This is a genomic window from Myroides phaeus (assembly GCF_900099675.1).
Lineage (GTDB): Bacteria > Bacteroidota > Bacteroidia > Flavobacteriales > Flavobacteriaceae > Flavobacterium > Flavobacterium phaeum.
Genome location: NZ_FNDQ01000018.1, coordinates 1 through 18,779, shown reverse-complemented (window position 1 = coordinate 18,779; position 18,779 = coordinate 1). Strand labels below are relative to the sequence as shown.

Genomic DNA, 18,779 nt, shown 5'->3' with positions numbered 1-18,779 from the left:
GCATAACTAAGAACAAGATAACAATGAATAATAATAAGATATATACGATTTTTTCTGCTGTTACACTTTTGGGAGGTACAGCATTTGCGCAAGAAAAAACAAATGATACTAATAAATTAGGTACGGAAGTAGTAAACGTGGTTCGCGCGTATGATGCTACTATTTCGGATGCTTTTAAAGTTAGAGCATTGCCTAATACAGATGAGGATGCTACAACTAAGAAAAAGGATGTGGTATATACGATCAGTTCGTTTCCTGTAGCTTCAACGTTTGTGCCTGAGAAAGGTAAAGCAGCTGAAGTGGAGAAGTCTGAGCGATTGAAAAACTTCAATAACTACGTAATGTTTGGTGCGGGTAACTACACAAACTTAAACGGAGAAGCTTTCTTGAGTCATAAATTGAATAAAAACAGCTTTTTAGCTGGGTATGCTTCGCATTTTTCTTCTCAAGGGGGGATTAAGGATTTATTATTAGACGATGCTTTTTCTAAAACGAAAGCAGGTTTAGTATATGGAGGTCAATTAGATAATTTTGGTTGGAATGCTGAAGTAGGAGGAAGTTACCAATTGAGTAATTGGTATGGTTTGCCTACGAAAGATGTTTTGTTTAACAAAGAAATGTTGAACGGAGTAGATGAAAGTCAGCATTACAAAAATGTATTTGTAAATGCTGGATTAGAGTTTAGAAATAGTCCGTTTACTAATCTTGATTTACATTATGACCATTTCTGGGATGACTTTAGTTCAGTTGAAAATCGTGTAACAGTTAAGCCACACGTAAAAACGCAATTGGGAATTGGTGAGGCTAACTTAGGGCTTGTTGTTGACTATGTTGGAACAGAGTACAAAGATGCATTTACAGCGGATAAAATTGAGTACAAACACTTAAATATCGGAGCACAACCAAGTTTAACTTTCCAAGATGACAACTATTCTGTTCAATTAGGATTAGGTGTGTTTTACAATGATGGTAAAGTTGCAGGGAAGACACAAAACAATGTTTATGTGTATCCACAGATTAAGGCGTCTTATAATTTAGTACCTGGGTTATTAGTAACATATGCAGGTATTGAAGGGGGATTAAAACAAAATTCTTTCAGACAATTTACAGAGGCAAATCCGTTTGTGTCTCCAGACTTATTGATTACTCCTACTGATGAGAAGTATGATATCTACATTGGGTTAAAAGGAAAATTAGACAATACAATTTCATATAACGTAAAAGGTTCTTATAAAAGAGAAACTGATAAAGCGTTTTTTGTGCATAATGAATTTTCTTTAAACCAAGCTAAAGTTCCTTATATGTTTGGAAACTCTTTTGGTGTAGAATACAATACCTTAAAAACGTTTAATTTATTTGGTGAATTGCGTTTTGACTTTGAAGAGAATGTGTCTATGGGAATTCACGGAGAGTGGAATAACTATGATACTGATGCAATAGAAGCTTGGAACTTAGCGAAAGTAAAAGCTGGAGCTGATTTTAAGTTTGATTTTACAGACCAATGGTTTGCTGGTTTAGATGTGTTTTATGTTGGGAAAAGAAAAGATGCATTTTCAGTTAATCCGACAGGGCTAATCGGGGATTATAATACAGTAGCTTCACCACAAGTTGTAGAGTTGAACGACTATGTAGATTTAAATATTAAAGTTGGTTATAGACCTACAAAAAATTGGACATTATTTGTCAAAGGAAGCAATTTACTGAATGATAAGTACAGTAATTTTGATAATTTCCGAGTGCAAGGAGTTCAAATTATGGGGGGAGCAATGTATAAATTCGATTTTTGAGAATAAAAAACTTGAAAAAAGTAAAAAAATAGTTATTTATGATTAATTATTGCTAAAATATGCACAATTCAGTTTCTTTGGTGAGATTAAAAACTTACTTTTGTCACAACAAACAACAATTCATGCCCCTTTAATAAAAAAAGGAATTAAAAAACAAAATGATGACACTAAAAAAGAAGCTGAAGGCAATTTGTTTAGAGCGGTTGAATGACAAAGTGAGTGCTTTGCAGGGGATCGTCGAAGATTTAGCAATTGATGCACAGAACGACGCCAAAAGTTCTGCTGGGGACAAACACGAAACAGGTTTGTCAATGATGCATCTTGAACAAGAAAACATTAGTAAAAAGATATCAGAAAGCATTGCTATGCGCGATGTGGTATCTAAAATTAATGATGATAAAGTAAGTAATGTTGTGGAATTTGGTAGCTATGTACAAGTAAATACAGTTAATCTGTTTATATCAGCTGCTTTACCTAAAATAGTAATAGATGATAAGTCGGTATTAGCCGTATCGATGGATGCTCCAATTGCAAAAGAATTATTAGGTAGAAAATTACACGATAGATTCACTTTTAATAATTGTGAGTTTACAATTCACCATTTAGAATAGTAAAAAAATATTCAATAGCCATAGAACGCAGATATGAAAATATCTGCGTTTTTTTTTGATTTTTTTGCTGTTTTAGGGTATATAAGGATGGGCATTTGTTGATAAAGTGTTATAAGTATTGTATATTTGTACGTTACTTATTTTAGAATATTATTATGAGCCAAGAAACAAATAAGAATAATTATTCGGCAGATAGCATTCAAGCTCTCGAAGGGATGGAACACGTAAGGATGCGTCCTTCTATGTATATCGGTGATGTTGGAGTTAGAGGACTACATCATTTAGTATACGAAGTTGTTGATAACTCAATTGATGAGGCTCTTGCAGGCTATTGTGATACGATCAATGTTATTATAAACGAAAATAATTCAATTACTGTAGAGGACAATGGTCGTGGTATTCCTGTAGATATTCACAAAAAAGAAGGGGTGTCTGCATTAGAGGTTGTAATGACTAAAATTGGAGCAGGAGGTAAGTTTGATAAGGATTCGTATAAAGTTTCAGGAGGTTTACACGGTGTTGGTGTATCTTGTGTTAATGCTTTATCAGAAGATTTAAAAGCTACTGTGTATCGTGAAGGAAAAATTTACGAACAAGAGTATTCTCGTGGTAAAGCACTATATCCAGTAAAAGTAATTGGAGAAACAGAAAAGAGAGGTACAGCTGTTACTTTTCATCCAGATAGCACAATTTTTACACAAACGCTTGAGTATTCATACGAAACATTAGCGGGTCGTTTAAGAGAGTTAGCTTTCTTAAATAAGGGATTAAAAATCACTTTGACAGACAAGCGTGTTGTTGAAGAGAATGGTGAATTTAAATATGAGGTTTTTCATTCTGAAGAAGGATTAAAAGAATTTATCAAGTTTTTAGATGGTAACCGTGTGCCAATTATCGAATCTGTTATTTCAATGGAATCAGATAAAGGAGAAGTTCCTGTAGAAGTTGCCCTTATTTATAACGATACATATTCAGAGAATATTTATTCATACGTAAATAATATTAATACGCATGAAGGAGGTACGCATTTACAAGGGTTCCGTATGGGACTTACTCGTACTTTGAAAAAGTATGCTGATGCTTCTGGATTGTTAGATAAATTAAAATTTGAGATTACTGGGGATGACTTTAGAGAAGGATTGACTGCAATCGTTTCTGTTAAAGTTATGGAGCCTCAGTTTGAAGGACAGACTAAGACTAAATTGGGTAACCGTGAGGTTGTTTCTCCAGTGAGTCAGGCTGTTGCTGAAATGCTTGAAAATTATTTGGAAGAACATCCTAATGATGCGAAAATTATTGTTCAAAAGGTAATCTTAGCTGCACAAGCAAGACACGCTGCTAAAAAAGCACGTGAAATGGTGCAACGTAAGACAGTAATGACCGGTGGAGGTTTGCCTGGTAAACTATCTGATTGTTCTTCTCAGGATCCTGCTTTATGTGAGGTATTCCTTGTGGAGGGAGACTCGGCGGGTGGTACTGCTAAACAAGGTAGGGACCGTAATTTCCAAGCTATCTTACCATTGAGAGGTAAAATCTTGAATGTTGAGAAAGCAATGGGACACAAAGTTTTTGAAAATGATGAGATTAAAAATATCTTTACTGCTTTAGGTGTTACAATTGGAACGGAAGAAGATAGTAAGGCACTTAATTTAGAAAAACTTCGTTATCACAAGGTAGTAATTATGTGTGATGCCGATGTGGACGGTAGCCACATCGCAACATTGATTTTGACTTTCTTCTTTAGATATATGAGAGGGTTGATTGAAAACGGCCACGTTTATATCGCAACGCCTCCATTGTATATGGTGAAAAAAGGACAGAAAAAAGATTACGCTTGGACAGATGAAGAACGTTTAGAATTGATGGAGCAATTTGGTAGCGGTTCAAGTGTTCAACGATACAAAGGTCTTGGAGAGATGAACGCGGAGCAATTATGGGATACTACTATGAACCCAGAGCACCGTATTTTACGTAAAGTTACAATTGATAATTTACAAGAAGCAGACCGTGTATTTTCTATGTTAATGGGGGATGAAGTTCCACCACGTAGAGATTTCATTGAGAAAAATGCTACTTATGCTAAAATTGATGCTTAGTAATTAATTGAAAAATAATAAAGAAAAGGTCAAGCATTAAATATGCCTGACCTTTTCTTGCAATAAAATAAATAGTTTATGAAAGTTACAATTATTGGGGCAGGTAATGTGGGAGCTACATGTGCTGATGTTATCGCCTATAGAGGGATTGCAAGTGAAATTGCGTTAGTTGATATTGCAGAGGGATATGCAGAAGGAAAAGCAATGGATATTATGCAGTGTGCATCTACTACAGGATTTAATACAGTAGTAAAAGGTAGTACTAACGATTATTCTATCACAGCAAATAGTGATGTGGTTGTTATTACTTCTGGTATTCCTCGTAAACCTGGAATGACAAGAGAAGAGTTAATCGGAACGAATGCAGGTGTTGTTAAATCTGTAATAGAACAAGCATTAGCTGTTTCTCCAAAAGCAATTTTTATTGTTGTTACTAATCCATTAGATACAATGGCTTATGCTGCATTAAAAATTACAGGATTAGATCGAAATAGAGTAATAGGAATGGGTGGGGCATTAGATTCTTCTCGTTTTAGATATTTCTTGTCTCAAAAATTAGGTAAGCCAATTAATGATATTCAAGGTATGGTAATTGGTGGACATGGAGACACTACAATGTTGCCATTAATGCGTTTAGCTACTTACAAAGGAATTCCGGTGAATGATATTTTAAGTGTTGAAGAGCAAGAGGAAGTGGTAAAACAAACAATGGTAGGTGGAGCGACACTTACTAAATTGTTAGGTACTTCTGCTTGGTACGGACCAGGAGCTGCTGTTGCAAGTGTTGTAGATAGTATTTTAAATGATCAAAAACGACTTATTCCTTGTTCAGTTTTATTAGAAGGTGAGTATGGACATAACGGATTATTTATTGGTGTACCTTGTATTATCGGTAGAAATGGTGTTGAGGAAATCGTAGACGTAAAGTTAAATCAACAAGAGGCAGAAAAATTTGCATCAAGTGTAAATGCAATTGTTGAAACAAATAGTGAGTTAACAAAATTTTTAGGTTAAGACTCTAAATGTTAAAATTTGATTGCAAGACGATGCTTCTTTTTTAAGTACATTCTTAAGAAAAGAATTGGTTAATCATCGTGTATATCATATATTTGCTCGTTTTAAAAAAAATAAATAATTAATTTTTAGTAATAATGCAAAACAAAGGACTCGTTAAATTTTTTGCAATTATCTTTGCATTGGTAAGTATTTACCAACTTTCATTCACCTTTGTTACCAACCACTATGAGAAGAAAGCGAAAGCTTTTGCAGGGGGTGATTCTACAAAAGAATTACAGTACTTGGATTCTATTGGTAACCAAACGGTTTTTTTAGGGCAAACATTTAATGACGTGAGAGCTAAGCAAATCAATAAAGGTTTAGACTTAGAAGGAGGGATCAATGTTACCTTACAAATTTCAATTAAAGATATCCTTAAAGGTTTAGCGAACAATTCAAAAAATGCTGTTTTCAATAAAGCATTGGCTGATGCTGAGGCAATGAGACAAGGGAATCAAAGCTATTTAGATGCGTTTTATACTGCATTTGACAAAGCTTCTCAAGGATCTGTAAAATTAGCTTCTGCTGATATTTTCGCAAATAGAAACTTAAGTGAAATCACTGTTGGTATGTCAGATAGTCAAGTGAAGACTATTTTAGATAAGAAAGTGAAAGAATCAATTGAAAGTGCTTACCGCGTTTTCAGAGAGCGTATCGACAAATTTGGTGTAACACAACCTAATATTCAAATGTTAGGAGATACTGGTCGTATTTTAGTAGAATTGCCAGGTGCTAAAGATGTTGACCGTATTAAAAATTTATTACAAAGTACTGCTCAGTTAGAGTTCTGGGAAACATACAAAGTGGAAGAAATAGGAAACTTTATTGTTACTGCAAACGAACATTTAAAATCTACTGAGAAGAAAGTTGAAGATAAAACGGATGCTAAAGAAGTGGCAAAAGCTGATTCTGATGTTGAAGCTTTATTAGGTGGTGTTGCTAAAGATTCAATGGGTAACGCTGCTAACAAAGAATTTAATCCATTATTAGATTTATTTGTAGCCGGTGGTCATGAAGGAAGTCCAATTTTAGGATATTTCAATACGAAAGATACAGTAAAAGTAAATTCTTATTTACACAGAGCTGACGTTCGTAATTTATTACCAGGTGATCAAAAATATGCTCGTTTCGTATGGGGTAAACCAAGTAGAAAAGCTCCAGACGTAGTAGAGTTATACGCATTAAAAACAAACAGAGATGGTGTTCCACCATTAAGTGGTAGTGTTATTACTGGTGCTCAAGATGAGTTTGACCAATTTAGCCGTCCAGTTGTTGGAATGACTATGAGTCCTAAAGGAGCTAAAATCTGGGAAGAGTTAACTACTAAAGCTTATACAGAGCATTCAAATATTGCTATTGTATTAGATAATATCGTTTATTCTGCTCCCGGAGTTACTAACGGACCAATTACAGGAGGTAGATCTTCTATTTCGGGAGACTTTACAGTTTCTGATGCAAAAGACTTAGCGAATATCTTACGTGCAGGTAAATTACCAGCTGGTGCAGATATTGTTCAGTCAGAAATCGTAGGACCATCATTAGGTCAACAAGCTATTGACGCTGGTATGTTATCTGCTGTTGCAGGTTTAATTATCGTTGGTGCTTGGATGGCATTCTACTACGGTAGAGCTGGATGGTATGCAAACGTTGCTTTATTAGCTAACTTGTTATTCTTATTCGGAATCTTAGCAAGTTTAGGTGCTGTATTAACTTTACCTGGTATTGCTGGTATCGTATTAACAATGGGGACTGCAGTGGATGCGAACATTATTATCTCGGAAAGAGCTAAAGAGTGTTTACGTAAGGGTATGAACTTAGCTGATACGATTAAAGAAGCTTATAGCTGGCAAGGTGCAATGCGTCCTATCGTAGATGCTAACGTTACTCACATTTTAACTGGGGTTATTTTATTTGCTTTTGGTTCAGGACCTATCAAAGGATTTGCAACTACTTTATTAATCGGTATTGCTACTTCTTTATTTACTTCTATTTTTATCGCTCGTATCTTTATGGATAGAGATGTGAAAGCTGGTCGAAGTTTAGCATTCTCAACAGCTATAACTAAAAACTGGTTTACAAATTTCCATTTTGATTTCTTGAAAATGAAGAAAGCTACTTACGGATTGTCTGCAATCATCGTAATTGTTTCTTTCGTTTCTTTCTTTACAAATGGATTTGACCAAGGTACTGACTTTGTCGGTGGTAGAACTTTCCAAGTTAAATTTGATAAACCTGTTGTTGCTAATGAAGTTAGTTCTAAGTTAGGTGACGAATTTGGTGTAAACGTTGAAGCAAAAGTATTTGGTAATAAAGAGCAATTAAAAATTACTACTAAATATAAAGTAGAAGAAGAAGGTGCTGCAGTTGACCAAGAGGTAAACGAAAAGTTATATGCAGGATTGAAATCTTACTACTCTAATGATATTACTTATGAAGAGTTTGTAAACGCTACAGAAGGTAAAACGTTAGGAGTTATCCAAGCGTCTAAAGTAGGTCCAAGTATGGCAAAAGATGTTAAGCAGAATGCTTATTGGGCTGTATTAGGTTCTATGGCTGCTATCTTCGTTTACTTAATTATCTCTTTCCGTAAATGGCAATATTCTTTAGGAGCTATTGTTTCAGTTGCCCATGATGTTGTATTTGTATTAGGAGTTTACTCTTTAACTTATAAATTTATGCCATGGCATATGGAGATTGATCAGCATTTTATTGCTGCGATCTTAACTGTTATCGGATATTCAATGAATGATACGGTAATTGTATTTGACCGTGTTCGTGAGTACATCGGTGGTAAAACTAAAGGTGATTTCAATAAAATCGTTAACGATTCTGTAAACACTACGTTATCAAGAACAATTAATACATCATTGACTTTAATCCTTGTATTATTGATTATGTTCATCTTTGGTGGTGATTCAATCAGAGGATTTATCTTTGCTATGTTAATCGGTATTATCGTAGGTACTTACTCTTCATTATTCTTAGCTACTCCAGTATTAGTTGATACTATGCCGAGAAAAGATAAAGAGGAAATCGAAAGACGTCATAAAGAAGCTCAAGAAGAATTAGCTGCTGAAGCTTAATTCAACAACGAGTAAATGCATTATATAAAAGCTGTTCTATTCATTTAGAACAGCTTTTTTTTGTGTTCAATTTGTATAGATTATTATTAGGTAAGCTGAGATAGTGAGTTTTAAAATCTCGTTAGTGAGTCAGATATACGCTGTTTGAATTGTCTTCTCTGTTATATTAGTGTATTTTCCATCAAGGATAATGTCATTAAAAGAAATTGGTTAGCTTTAGTTTATGCAATCTTCTGTGTACATAAATTTAAGATAGTGATGATCCGTTAGTGGAAATATAAGTTTATTATATATAATTGGAGTTTTTATATTTTCTACTTACATATACTATAGTTATTGAATCTTATACATCTTGTTTGTAAGTGAAATATGAATAATCACACAAGACCATTTCCTGTTTAAAATATCAAGTTGAAATCAAATGAGGTGTGGATTAAAGAGGATATTTTTATTAAATTTTTAGTTGATAGCTAGTAATGTTTGGTTTTGTGTAATGCATAAAAAGTGGTATAGATATAAAAAAATCCGGTAAGATATTCTCTACCGGATTTTTTTATATATTCTCATTATTTACTTATGTAGTATATGGTCTTTTTTTAGCTGTAAACCAGAAATAAAGCCCTATAATTATAAAAGGAATACTCAACCATTGTCCTGTTGAGAAGATTCCTAATGATTCTTCAAAGCCACCTTGACTTTCTTTCATAAATTCCACTACAAAGCGAACTGTCCATAGTAGTACTAAGAAAATACCAAACAAATAACCAAGTTTTTTACGCGCATCAGTTTTCCAATATAAAAAGTAAACGATGATGAATACAATAATATATCCAAATGCCTCATATAATTGAGTAGGATGTTTAGGAGTCACAGCTGCAAGGTATTCCGCAAATTGAGGGTCGAATTGTATAGCTTGGTAAGCTTGATTGTAATCTTGAAGACCCGTAATTTGCATTGCTTGTCTTGGGGTATACTCATCTCTAATAAAACGTATTCCCATTGAACTTGCTGTATGATTTCCGATAATCTCAGAGTTAAAGAAATTTCCGAAACGAACAAATACACCACCAATACTCACAGGAACAACTATTCTATCTAAAATCCAGAGTACTGGTTTTTGAATAACCTTTTTGCTGTAATAGTACATTGTAGCAATAATAGCAATAGCTGCACCATGACTTGCAAGTCCACTAAAACCAACTATTTCAAATTTAGGAGTAAAACGTACAGGCGATATGATTTCAAATAAGTGATCTTTATAATAGTCCCAATCATAGAAAAATACGTGTCCTAAACGCGCACCAATTAATGTTGCTAATACTGTATAAATAAAAAGTTTGTCAAGTTTTTCTACACTTAAGTTTTCTCGATCGTAGATCTTTTTCATTAAAAACCAACCAAGTCCAAATGCAAAGACAAACATTAAGCTATAATAGCGAAGTTTTATAAATCCTAAGTCAAATCCTTCAGAAGGATTCCATACCATATTTAAGGTGTGTATCATGGGTAAATAGTAGTGTTAAAAAGTAAATGTAAATAAATTATCTTAGATAACGCAACAAAATAGTAATTAAGGCACTGGGTCGTATCCTTTGCCACCCCAAGGTCCACAGCTAATAATTCGCTTTATTGCTAACCATCCACCTTTAAATAAGCCGTGTTTTTTTAATGCTTCTAACGTGTATTGAGAGCAAGTTGGGCTATATCTGCACGCCGGTGGAAATAGGGGAGAGATTGCTAATTGATAAAAGCGCACTAAGACTACAAATGGGAATATTAGAATTTTCTTTAACATAACATAAGACTGTTATTAGAATGAAAAAAGCTATAAGAAGTCTTATAGCTTTTTAGTAAATTATAGGTTAGAAAGTGAATGATGTACCTTCTTTTCCATCTTTTAATTGAATACCTAAACGAGCTAATTCATCTCGAATATGGTCAGACATAGCGAAGTCTTTGTTAGCTCTTGCTTCATTTCTCATTGAGATTAACATATTAACAACACCTTCTAATTTATCGTTATTATTAGCCGACTCTTCAGAGTTTTCTAATCCTAACACATCAAAAACAAAAGCGTGCATTGTTTGAGTTAATATCTCTAAATCTTCTTTTGTAATTGTTTCTTTTCCTTCTTTGATTAAGTTTATCATTTTAACTGCTTCAAATAAGTGAGCAATTAAAATAGGACTATTAAAATCGTCATTCATTGCGTCGTAGCAGTTCTGTGTCCACTTAGCAAGATCAATAGAAGTATTGTTTGAAGTTTTCAAGTCTTTTAACGCCTTGATAGCCTCCATTAAACGTTGGAATCCTTTTTCAGAAGCCATAATAGCCTCGTCAGAGAAATCTAAAATACTTCTGTAATGAGCTTGTAAAATAAAGAAACGCGCTACAGAAGGAGCAATTGCTTTACTTAATATGTTGTTTTCTCCAGAGAATAATTCATCTGGTAAAATGTTATTACCTGTTGATTTAGACATCTTTTTACCATTTAGAGTAAGCATATTTGCGTGCATCCAATAGTTAACAGGTGTATTACCTGTACACGCTTGATTTTGTGCAATTTCACATTCGTGGTGAGGGAATTTCAAGTCCATTCCACCTCCGTGAATATCAAAGTGTTTACCTAAATATTTAGTGCTCATTGCTGTACACTCAAGATGCCATCCAGGGAAACCATCTCCCCAAGGAGAAGGCCAACGCATAATATGTTGTGGTTCTGCATTTTTCCACAGTGCAAAGTCAAGAGGGTTACGTTTATCAGATTGCCCATCTAACTCTCTTGTGTTAGATAACATATCTTCAATTTTACGTCCACTTAAAATACCGTAGTCATTACTTTGGTTGTATTTTTCAACATCAAAGTAAACAGAACCATTAACTTCATAAGCTAATCCGTTGTCAATTATCCCTTGTATAATCTCTATTTGGTCAATGATATGTCCTGTTGCCGTTGGCTCAATGCTTGGCGGTAAGTTGTTAAACTGTTTCAAGATGTTGTGGAAGTTAATCGTATATTTCTGTACGATTTCCATTGGTTCAATTTGCTCAATACGAGCTCTTTTAGCAATTTTATCTTCTCCTTCATCCACATCGTCAACAATATGACCCACGTCAGTGATATTACGTACATAGCGTACAGAATACCCTAAGTGTTTTAAATAGCGATATATCAAGTCAAAAGAGATAAAAGTTCTACAGTTTCCAAGGTGAACGTAGTTGTAAACTGTTGGTCCACAAACATACATACCCACTTTCCCATCTAAGATAGGTGTAAAAACTTCTTTTTCTCCCGACAGAGTATTATAAACTCTTAACTGTTGTTCTTGATATAAAGGCATAATAAAAAAATATCTTTAGTGTGATTAGAATTTAGTTTCTAATTTAATGAATTCAATAAATTCTTTGCGCACGCTTTCTTCCTTGAAACGTCCACCAAACTCAGCAGTAACAGTACTACTTTCGATGTCTTTGATTCCTCTTGAGTTAACGCATAAGTGTTTTGCGTCGATGATACAAGCAACATCTTCAGTGTTAAGAACACGTTTTAATTCGTTCACGATTTGAATAGTCAAACGCTCTTGAACTTGTGGTCTTTTTGAATAAAACTCAACAATACGGTTCATTTTAGAAAGACCTACTACAGTACCATTAGATATATATGCAACGTGTGCACGACCTACGATAGGTAATAAATGGTGTTCACAAGTAGAATATACAACAATGTTTTTTTCAACTAACATCTCGTTGTATTTATATTTATTGTCAAATGTAGAAGACTTAGGTTTTCTTTCAGGGTTTAATCCTCCGAAGATTTCTTTTACAAACATTTTAGCAACTCTATTAGGTGTCCCTTTTAAGCTATCGTCTGTTAAATCTAAACCTAACGTATTTAAAATATTTTCTACATCTTTCTTAATTGATTCTATTTTTTCGTCATCTGTACGGTCAAACGCATCACTTCTTAATGGTGTAGCATCACTCGAAGCAATATGATTGTCTCCCATATCATCGTGAAACTTTTCGTCTTGGCTCATTATGTTTATTTTTAATACATATTGTTTTTAATCGCTACAAATATAAATAATTATTGCTGATAAAGGCAGTCCCTTATTTATAAATAATCTTAATGTATGTATAGGTTTAGGCAATAATATGCCAGTTGGAGAATAAAAGGGATTGAAAAGAGATGTTTGGTTTTTCCAATTTGCAATAAATAAAGGCGAATACCTGATAATTAGATGATTTCAAGGATAAAAAACAAGCCAGATGTAGTCTTGGGACGAATCTGGCTTGAATAGCAATAGCTGTGTGGTCTTTGTAAATTTTATTCTACTACAAAATGCATAGTTACTTGTTTTGAAGCTTTTTTGATAACAGCGATGTAATAGCCCGCTTGTATTGTTAAAGGCAATTGTACTTCTGTTATTCTATCAGTCAGTTTTTGAAGATGAATTAAACGTCCGTTTACAGTATAGACTTCTAAAGTAGCTCCATAATATTGATCAAGGTCAGAGTCAAAAGTAAACGTGATTTTTTTATTTTCTTTTACTGGATTTGGGTGTAATAGTATTTTGTTAGTATTCTTTACGTGAATAGGGGCTAAGCAAGTATAAATTGTTTGTCCTTGATCAGTAAATAACTTAACGTAGTACATTGCATCTTTGTCAGATTGGCTATTGTATTGTGCTCCTACAACATAATGATCTTTTTCACTTACTAACTCATTGTTTTTAAACCACTCGTACTTGATGAAATTGTAACCGCCATTTTGTGTAATATCTTTGTTTACAGCGATTATATTATTCATATTATGGGTGGTGACTTGATTAAAATCGATTGTTTTAATGAGTTCAAATACATATTTATTTGAGGTTTGTTTACTTTCAGAGTTAACTGTGATTGTTAGTAGTTTTGACTCCATTTTTGTTAACGTCATTTCAATAGTACGATCTGTATCTATTGATGCGAACTCGCTGATTTTATCTATTGAAATTGTTACTTCATTCTCTCCACAAGATAAGAAGTAGGTTGTTTTTTGTTTAATATTCTCAAACGTTTGTCCATTAATCGTTACTTGTATAAGTTCTGCTTTTTCATTTGCGCGAACTATAGTTAAAGTACCCTTTTTTGTTCCAATTAACTTATTTTCATAGTAGAATGAGGCAGTAATGGTGTAAGTTCCAACTTCAACAAATTCATTATTATCAAAGCTTACTCTCACATCTTTGGGTAAGTTAAGTACTTTAAGAGAGTGAGTATTTCCATTATATGTAACTGTTTTGTCTTCAAAAACAACATCTTTTATAGATGGAACATTAGCTTGTTTTTCTGTGATAGTTAAAGTAGCTTGTTTTGTTCCAATTAATTTGTTTTCAAAGTAGAAAGAAGCTGTAATTGTATATTTTCCAACTTCAATAAACTCATTCTTATCAAAGCTTACTATCACATCTTTGGGTAAGTTAAGTACTTTAAGAGAGTGAGTATTTCCATTATATGTAACTGTTTTATCTTCAAAAACAACATCTTTTATAGATGGAACAGTAGCTTGTTTTTCTGTAATAGTTAGAACTGCTTTTAGTTCAGCATTATTGTAGTTTTTACCTCCATCAATGTAGGCAGTAATGACATAGTTACCTGCGTTTACTTGCGCATTATTAGTGTAAGTAACTGTAGCGCCATTTGGAAGTTTACCTTTGATTATTAGCGACTTTGGTGTGCCGTCATAAACAAAGGTAGCATCTTCAAACTCTATCGTTGGTAATGTTGCTTTTATGATAGATAATTTAGCTTTTAACTTATAACTATTAAAGTTAAGACCTCCATTTACAGTTGCTATTATTTCATAGCTACCAACTTCAGTTTGTTTATTATTGCTATAGTCAACACGTATTCCATCAGGTAAATTCCCATTGATAACTGCTGACTTAGGTGTACCATCATAAGTATATGTTACATCATTAAAAATTAGACAAGCAATATCTCCTTTTGTAATGGTCAGCGTAGCTTTCAATTCTTTATTAGAATAATTTTTACCACCGTTTATTTGAGCTGTAACCTCATAACTACCAGCGTTAGCGTGTGAATTATTAGTATAAGTAACTGTTGTCCCTTCAGGTAAATAGCCTTTTATAGCCAATGATTTAGTAGTACCGTCATATGTATGTGTACTATTTTCAAGTATTATATTAGGTAATTCTGTTTTGTTGATTTTCAGCGTAGCTTTCAATTCTTTATTAGAATAATTTTTACCACCGTTTATTTGAGCGGTAACCTCATAACTACCAGCGTTAGCGTGTGAATTATTAGTATAAGTAACTGTTGTCCCTTCAGGTAAATAACCTTTTATAGCCAATGATTTAGTAGTACCGTCATATGTATGTGTACCATTTTCAAGTATTATATTAGGTAATTCTGCTTTGGCAATTATTAGCTTACCTTTTAGTTTTAAATCAATATAGTTGTTGCCACCAATAAGGTAAGCAGTCACGATGTAAGAACCTACGTTTGTTTGTGTATTGTTGGAATATATAACCGTAGCGTCTTTTGGAACATTGCCTGTAATAATTAAAGACTTTGGTATACCATCATAAGTAAATAATGCATCTGATAAGACTACATTTGACAAAGTTGCTTTAGTAATAGTTAGCATAGCTTTCAGTTTCTTATTGATGTAGTTTTTACCACCATCAATTTGAGCTGTAATTACATAAGTTCCAGCATTAATTTGTGAGTTGTTAGTGTAAGTTACAGTAACTCCTTTTGGTAAAATACTATTTATAAATAATGATTTAGGTTCACTATTATAAACAAATGAAGAATCTTCGAAGTTTATAGTTGATAATTGCGCTTTAGTAATAGATAATGTTGCTTTTAATTGAAGGTTATTAAAGTTATTCCCTCCATTTATAGATGCTATTATTTCATAGTCCCCTGCGTTAGTTTGGTTGTTATTAATGTATTTAACTTCTATTCCATTTGGTAGTTCGCCTTGGATAAAAGCTGATTTAGGAGTACCATCATAGATAAATGTTGCGTCATTAAAGATTAAACACGCAATATCTGCTTTAGTGATTGTCAGAGTAGCTTTCAATTGTGAGTAATTGTAATTCTTCCCTCCATTAATTGTAGCTGTAACCTCATAAACACCAACATCAGTATACTTGTTATTTGAATAAGTAACAGTAACCCCTTCAGGAATATTTCCTGTTAGTATTAACGATTTCGGAGTTCCATCGTATGCATAAGTTGCATTGTCAAATGTAAGCTTAGGAAGTCCGGCTTTAGTGATTGTTAGGTTAGCTTTCAATTGCGAGTTGTTGTAATTCTTCCCTCCATTGATTAGAGCTGTAACCTCATAAATACCAGCGTCAGTATACTTGTTATTTGAATAAGTAACAGTAACCCCTTCAGGAATATTTCCCGTTAGTATTAGCGATTTCGGAGTTCCATCGTATGTATAAGCTGCATTGTCAAATGTAAGCTTAGGAAGTTCTGCTTTATTGATTGTTAGATTAGCTTTCAATTGCGTATCGTTGTAATTTTTACCACCATTAATTATAGCTGTAATCTCATAAACCCCAGCATTAGTATGTTTGTTATTTGCATAAGTAACAATAGTCCCTTCAGGAAGGTTCTCTTTTAGTATTAGCGATTTCGGAGTACCGTCATAAATATAAGAAGCATCGTTAAACGTAAGCTTAGGAAGTTTATTTTTAGTGATAACTAATAGGGATTTAAGTTCACTATCATAGTAATTCTTACCACCATTAATTATAGCTGAAGCTTCATAAACACCAACATCGGTATGTCTGTTATTGATATATTTAACCGTTGTTTCCTCAGGAATATTACCTTTTAGTATTAATGATTTTTGGGTTCCATCATAAGTATAAGAAGCACTATTAAATACTACTTGAGGTAGTTCTGCTTTAATGATAGTTAAGATGGCATTTAGTTCCTTACTGTTGTAATTTCTACCTCCATTAATCATAGCTGTAACTTGGTAAACACCAGTGTTAGTTTGTTTGTTATTCGAATAAGTAACTATAATATCATCAAGTAGATTACCTTTTAAAGTTAGCGATTTAGGTAATCTGTCATAAACAAAAGTAGCATTGTCAAATGTCAAATTAGAAAGTTCTGCTTTAGTGATAACTAAGTGTGCTTTGAGTTCAATATTGTTGTAATTAATTCCACCATTAACTATAGCTATAGCTTCATAGTTACCTGAGTTGATATGTTTGTTGTTAGAATAAGTAACTTTAATACCTTCTGGTAACATGTCGTTAATTATCAATGTTTTATGTGTGCCATCATAAACAAAAGTTGCATTGTCATACGTTAAACTCAGTTCAGCTTTCTCAATTGTTAACATAGCTGTCAGTTCAGTATTCTCGTAATTTTTACCTCCATTAATATGAGCTATAACCTTATATTCACCAACATTGATTTGCATATTATTTGAATAAGAAACAGTGACTCCTTCTGGTAAAATGTCATTAATTATAAGTGCTTTAGGTGTTCCGTCATAAACGAAAGATGCTGCATTTAATTTGATAATAGGTAGTTTCGTTTTATTGATAGTTAGCATAGCTTTAAGTTCTGTGTTGTTGTACTTATCTCCACCATTAATATGGGCTATAACTTCATAATCACCAGCGTCTATATGTTTATTATTTGAGTAATTAATAGTAACTCCATCAGGTAGATTGTCATTAATTACCAGTGATTTAGGAGTTCCATCATAAGTAAAGGAAGCATTGTCAAACGTTAAATTGGGAAGTTCAGCTTTATTGATTGTTAATGTAGCTTTTAATTCTGTACTATTATAGTTTTTACCTCCATCAATCTTAGCTATAACCTCGTAGGTACCAGGTGCCGTTTGCTTATTGTTTAAATATTCTACCGTTGTTCCTTTTGGTAATTTATTATTCAAAACTAATGATTTAGGTTTTCCGTCATAAACAAATGAAGCACTGTTAAACGTCAAATTAGAAAGTTCAGCTTTAGTAATTGTCAATATAGCTTTGACTTCAAATAGGTTGTAGTTGTTGTTACCGTAGCAAAGTGCAGAAACTTGGTAAGTACCAACATTAATTTGGTTATTATATGAATAAATTACTGAAGTCCCTTCAGGTAAAATATCATTTATTTTTAACGATTTAGGTTTTCCATCATAGACAAAAGAGGCATCGTTAAAATTGACTATAGATATATCTGCTTTAGTTATTTGTAACGTAGCTTTCAATTCTTTATCAAAATAGTTTCTGCCTCCATTTATATTTGCTATAGCCGTATGATTTCCAGCATTTGTGTGTTTGTTGTTTTTATATGATACACTTATGTAGTTGGGTAAATCACCTTCTATAACTATTGATTTTGATGTACCATCAAAAACGTAAGATGCAGAGTCAAATTTGAAATCAGGCAGTTCTGCTTTTGTAATAGTTAATTTAGCTCTCAGTTCTTTATTTTTATAGTTTATTCCACCGTTGATATAAGCAGTTATTGATATACTACTAACTTCTGTGATAACGTTGCGAGAATAAGAAACGGAAGTACCTTCTGGTAAATCACCATTTATAACCAATATTTTAGGAGTTCCATCATAAACAAAAGAAGTATTATCAAATGTTACGTAATCTATTTCACCTTTAGTTATGGTTAAAGTTGCTTTTTTCGTGTCAATTATTTTATTTTCAAAGTAAAAAGTAGCTATGATATTGTATACACCTATATCAGTTACATTTGTAATATTGTAATCTACAGTAATATTATCCGGAATATTTGTAGCATATAGAGAAAAAGGAGTTCCATTGTATTTTACTACTAAATCTTCGAAAGCAACTTCTTTTAAAGAAGGAGCACTTCCTTCTTTAAATTTAATAGACATTGTAGCAGAAATTATTTGACTGAGATGATTGTTACCTCCGTTAATAATGGCTTTTACTATATGATTACCGATTTCAGTTTGGTCATTTCCCAGGTAGGTTACAAAAGCACCTGGAGGAAGATTAACTGTATCAATAGAAATAGATTTAGGTTCACCATGACTAGTCCTAAAATAGATTGACAAGTTTTTAAACAATACATCCAGAGGGATTTTCTCTCTGGATTTTTTTATGCACATAATTTGGAGTGAGC

10 protein-coding genes are annotated in these 18,779 nt (G+C 33.1%); 5 read left to right on the top strand and 5 right to left on the bottom strand.

What is annotated here, in order from left to right:
- The first annotated feature begins 23 nt into the window (after nucleotides 1-23).
- The 5 genes from BLT46_RS09675 (at nucleotide 24) to secDF (ending at nucleotide 8,633) form a co-directional block, all read left to right on the top strand.
- A complete protein-coding gene (locus BLT46_RS09675; RefSeq protein WP_090409680.1) occupies nucleotides 24-1,787 on the top strand; it encodes a TonB-dependent receptor in 1,764 nt (587 codons plus the stop codon).
- Between the two features lie 158 nt (nucleotides 1,788-1,945).
- Nucleotides 1,946-2,398: a hypothetical protein gene (locus tag BLT46_RS09670; protein WP_090409678.1), complete on the top strand. Its 453-nt coding sequence runs from the start codon at nucleotides 1,946-1,948 to the stop codon at nucleotides 2,396-2,398.
- A gap of 155 nt (nucleotides 2,399-2,553) precedes the next feature.
- Nucleotides 2,554-4,494, top strand: coding sequence for a DNA topoisomerase (ATP-hydrolyzing) subunit B (gyrB, locus tag BLT46_RS09665; RefSeq protein ID WP_090409676.1), 1,941 nt, complete (start codon nucleotides 2,554-2,556; stop codon nucleotides 4,492-4,494).
- 78 nt (nucleotides 4,495-4,572) lie between these two features.
- Nucleotides 4,573-5,508: a malate dehydrogenase gene (locus BLT46_RS09660; protein ID WP_090409674.1), complete on the top strand. Its 936-nt coding sequence runs from the start codon at nucleotides 4,573-4,575 to the stop codon at nucleotides 5,506-5,508.
- A gap of 137 nt (nucleotides 5,509-5,645) precedes the next feature.
- Nucleotides 5,646-8,633 (top strand): protein translocase subunit SecDF, encoded by a 2,988-nt coding sequence (gene secDF / locus BLT46_RS09655; protein ID WP_090409672.1) that lies wholly within the window; start codon nucleotides 5,646-5,648, stop codon nucleotides 8,631-8,633.
- Nucleotides 8,634-9,207: 574 nt separating this feature from the next.
- Here the strand turns inward: secDF and lgt are convergent.
- From lgt to BLT46_RS09630, 5 genes are all read right to left on the bottom strand, one after another.
- Nucleotides 9,208-10,137, bottom strand: a complete 930-nt coding sequence (lgt, locus tag BLT46_RS09650) for a prolipoprotein diacylglyceryl transferase (protein WP_090409670.1) — start codon at nucleotides 10,135-10,137, stop codon at nucleotides 9,208-9,210.
- 66 nt (nucleotides 10,138-10,203) lie between these two features.
- Nucleotides 10,204-10,428, bottom strand: a complete 225-nt coding sequence (gene yidD / locus BLT46_RS09645; RefSeq protein WP_090409668.1) for a membrane protein insertion efficiency factor YidD — start codon at nucleotides 10,426-10,428, stop codon at nucleotides 10,204-10,206.
- A 67-nt stretch (nucleotides 10,429-10,495) separates the two neighbouring features.
- On the bottom strand, nucleotides 10,496-11,974 hold the full coding sequence (gene cysS, locus BLT46_RS09640; protein ID WP_090409666.1) for a cysteine--tRNA ligase: 1,479 nt from the start codon (nucleotides 11,972-11,974) through the stop codon (nucleotides 10,496-10,498).
- Nucleotides 11,975-11,998: 24 nt separating this feature from the next.
- On the bottom strand, nucleotides 11,999-12,670 hold the full coding sequence (gene folE / locus BLT46_RS09635) for a GTP cyclohydrolase I FolE (RefSeq protein ID WP_090409664.1): 672 nt from the start codon (nucleotides 12,668-12,670) through the stop codon (nucleotides 11,999-12,001).
- A 290-nt stretch (nucleotides 12,671-12,960) separates the two neighbouring features.
- The gene (locus tag BLT46_RS09630) at nucleotides 12,961-18,765 is read right to left on the bottom strand and encodes an MBG domain-containing protein (protein ID WP_090409661.1); all 5,805 of its coding nucleotides are present in this window, start codon (nucleotides 18,763-18,765) and stop codon (nucleotides 12,961-12,963) included.
- Nucleotides 18,766-18,779 lie beyond the last annotated feature (14 nt).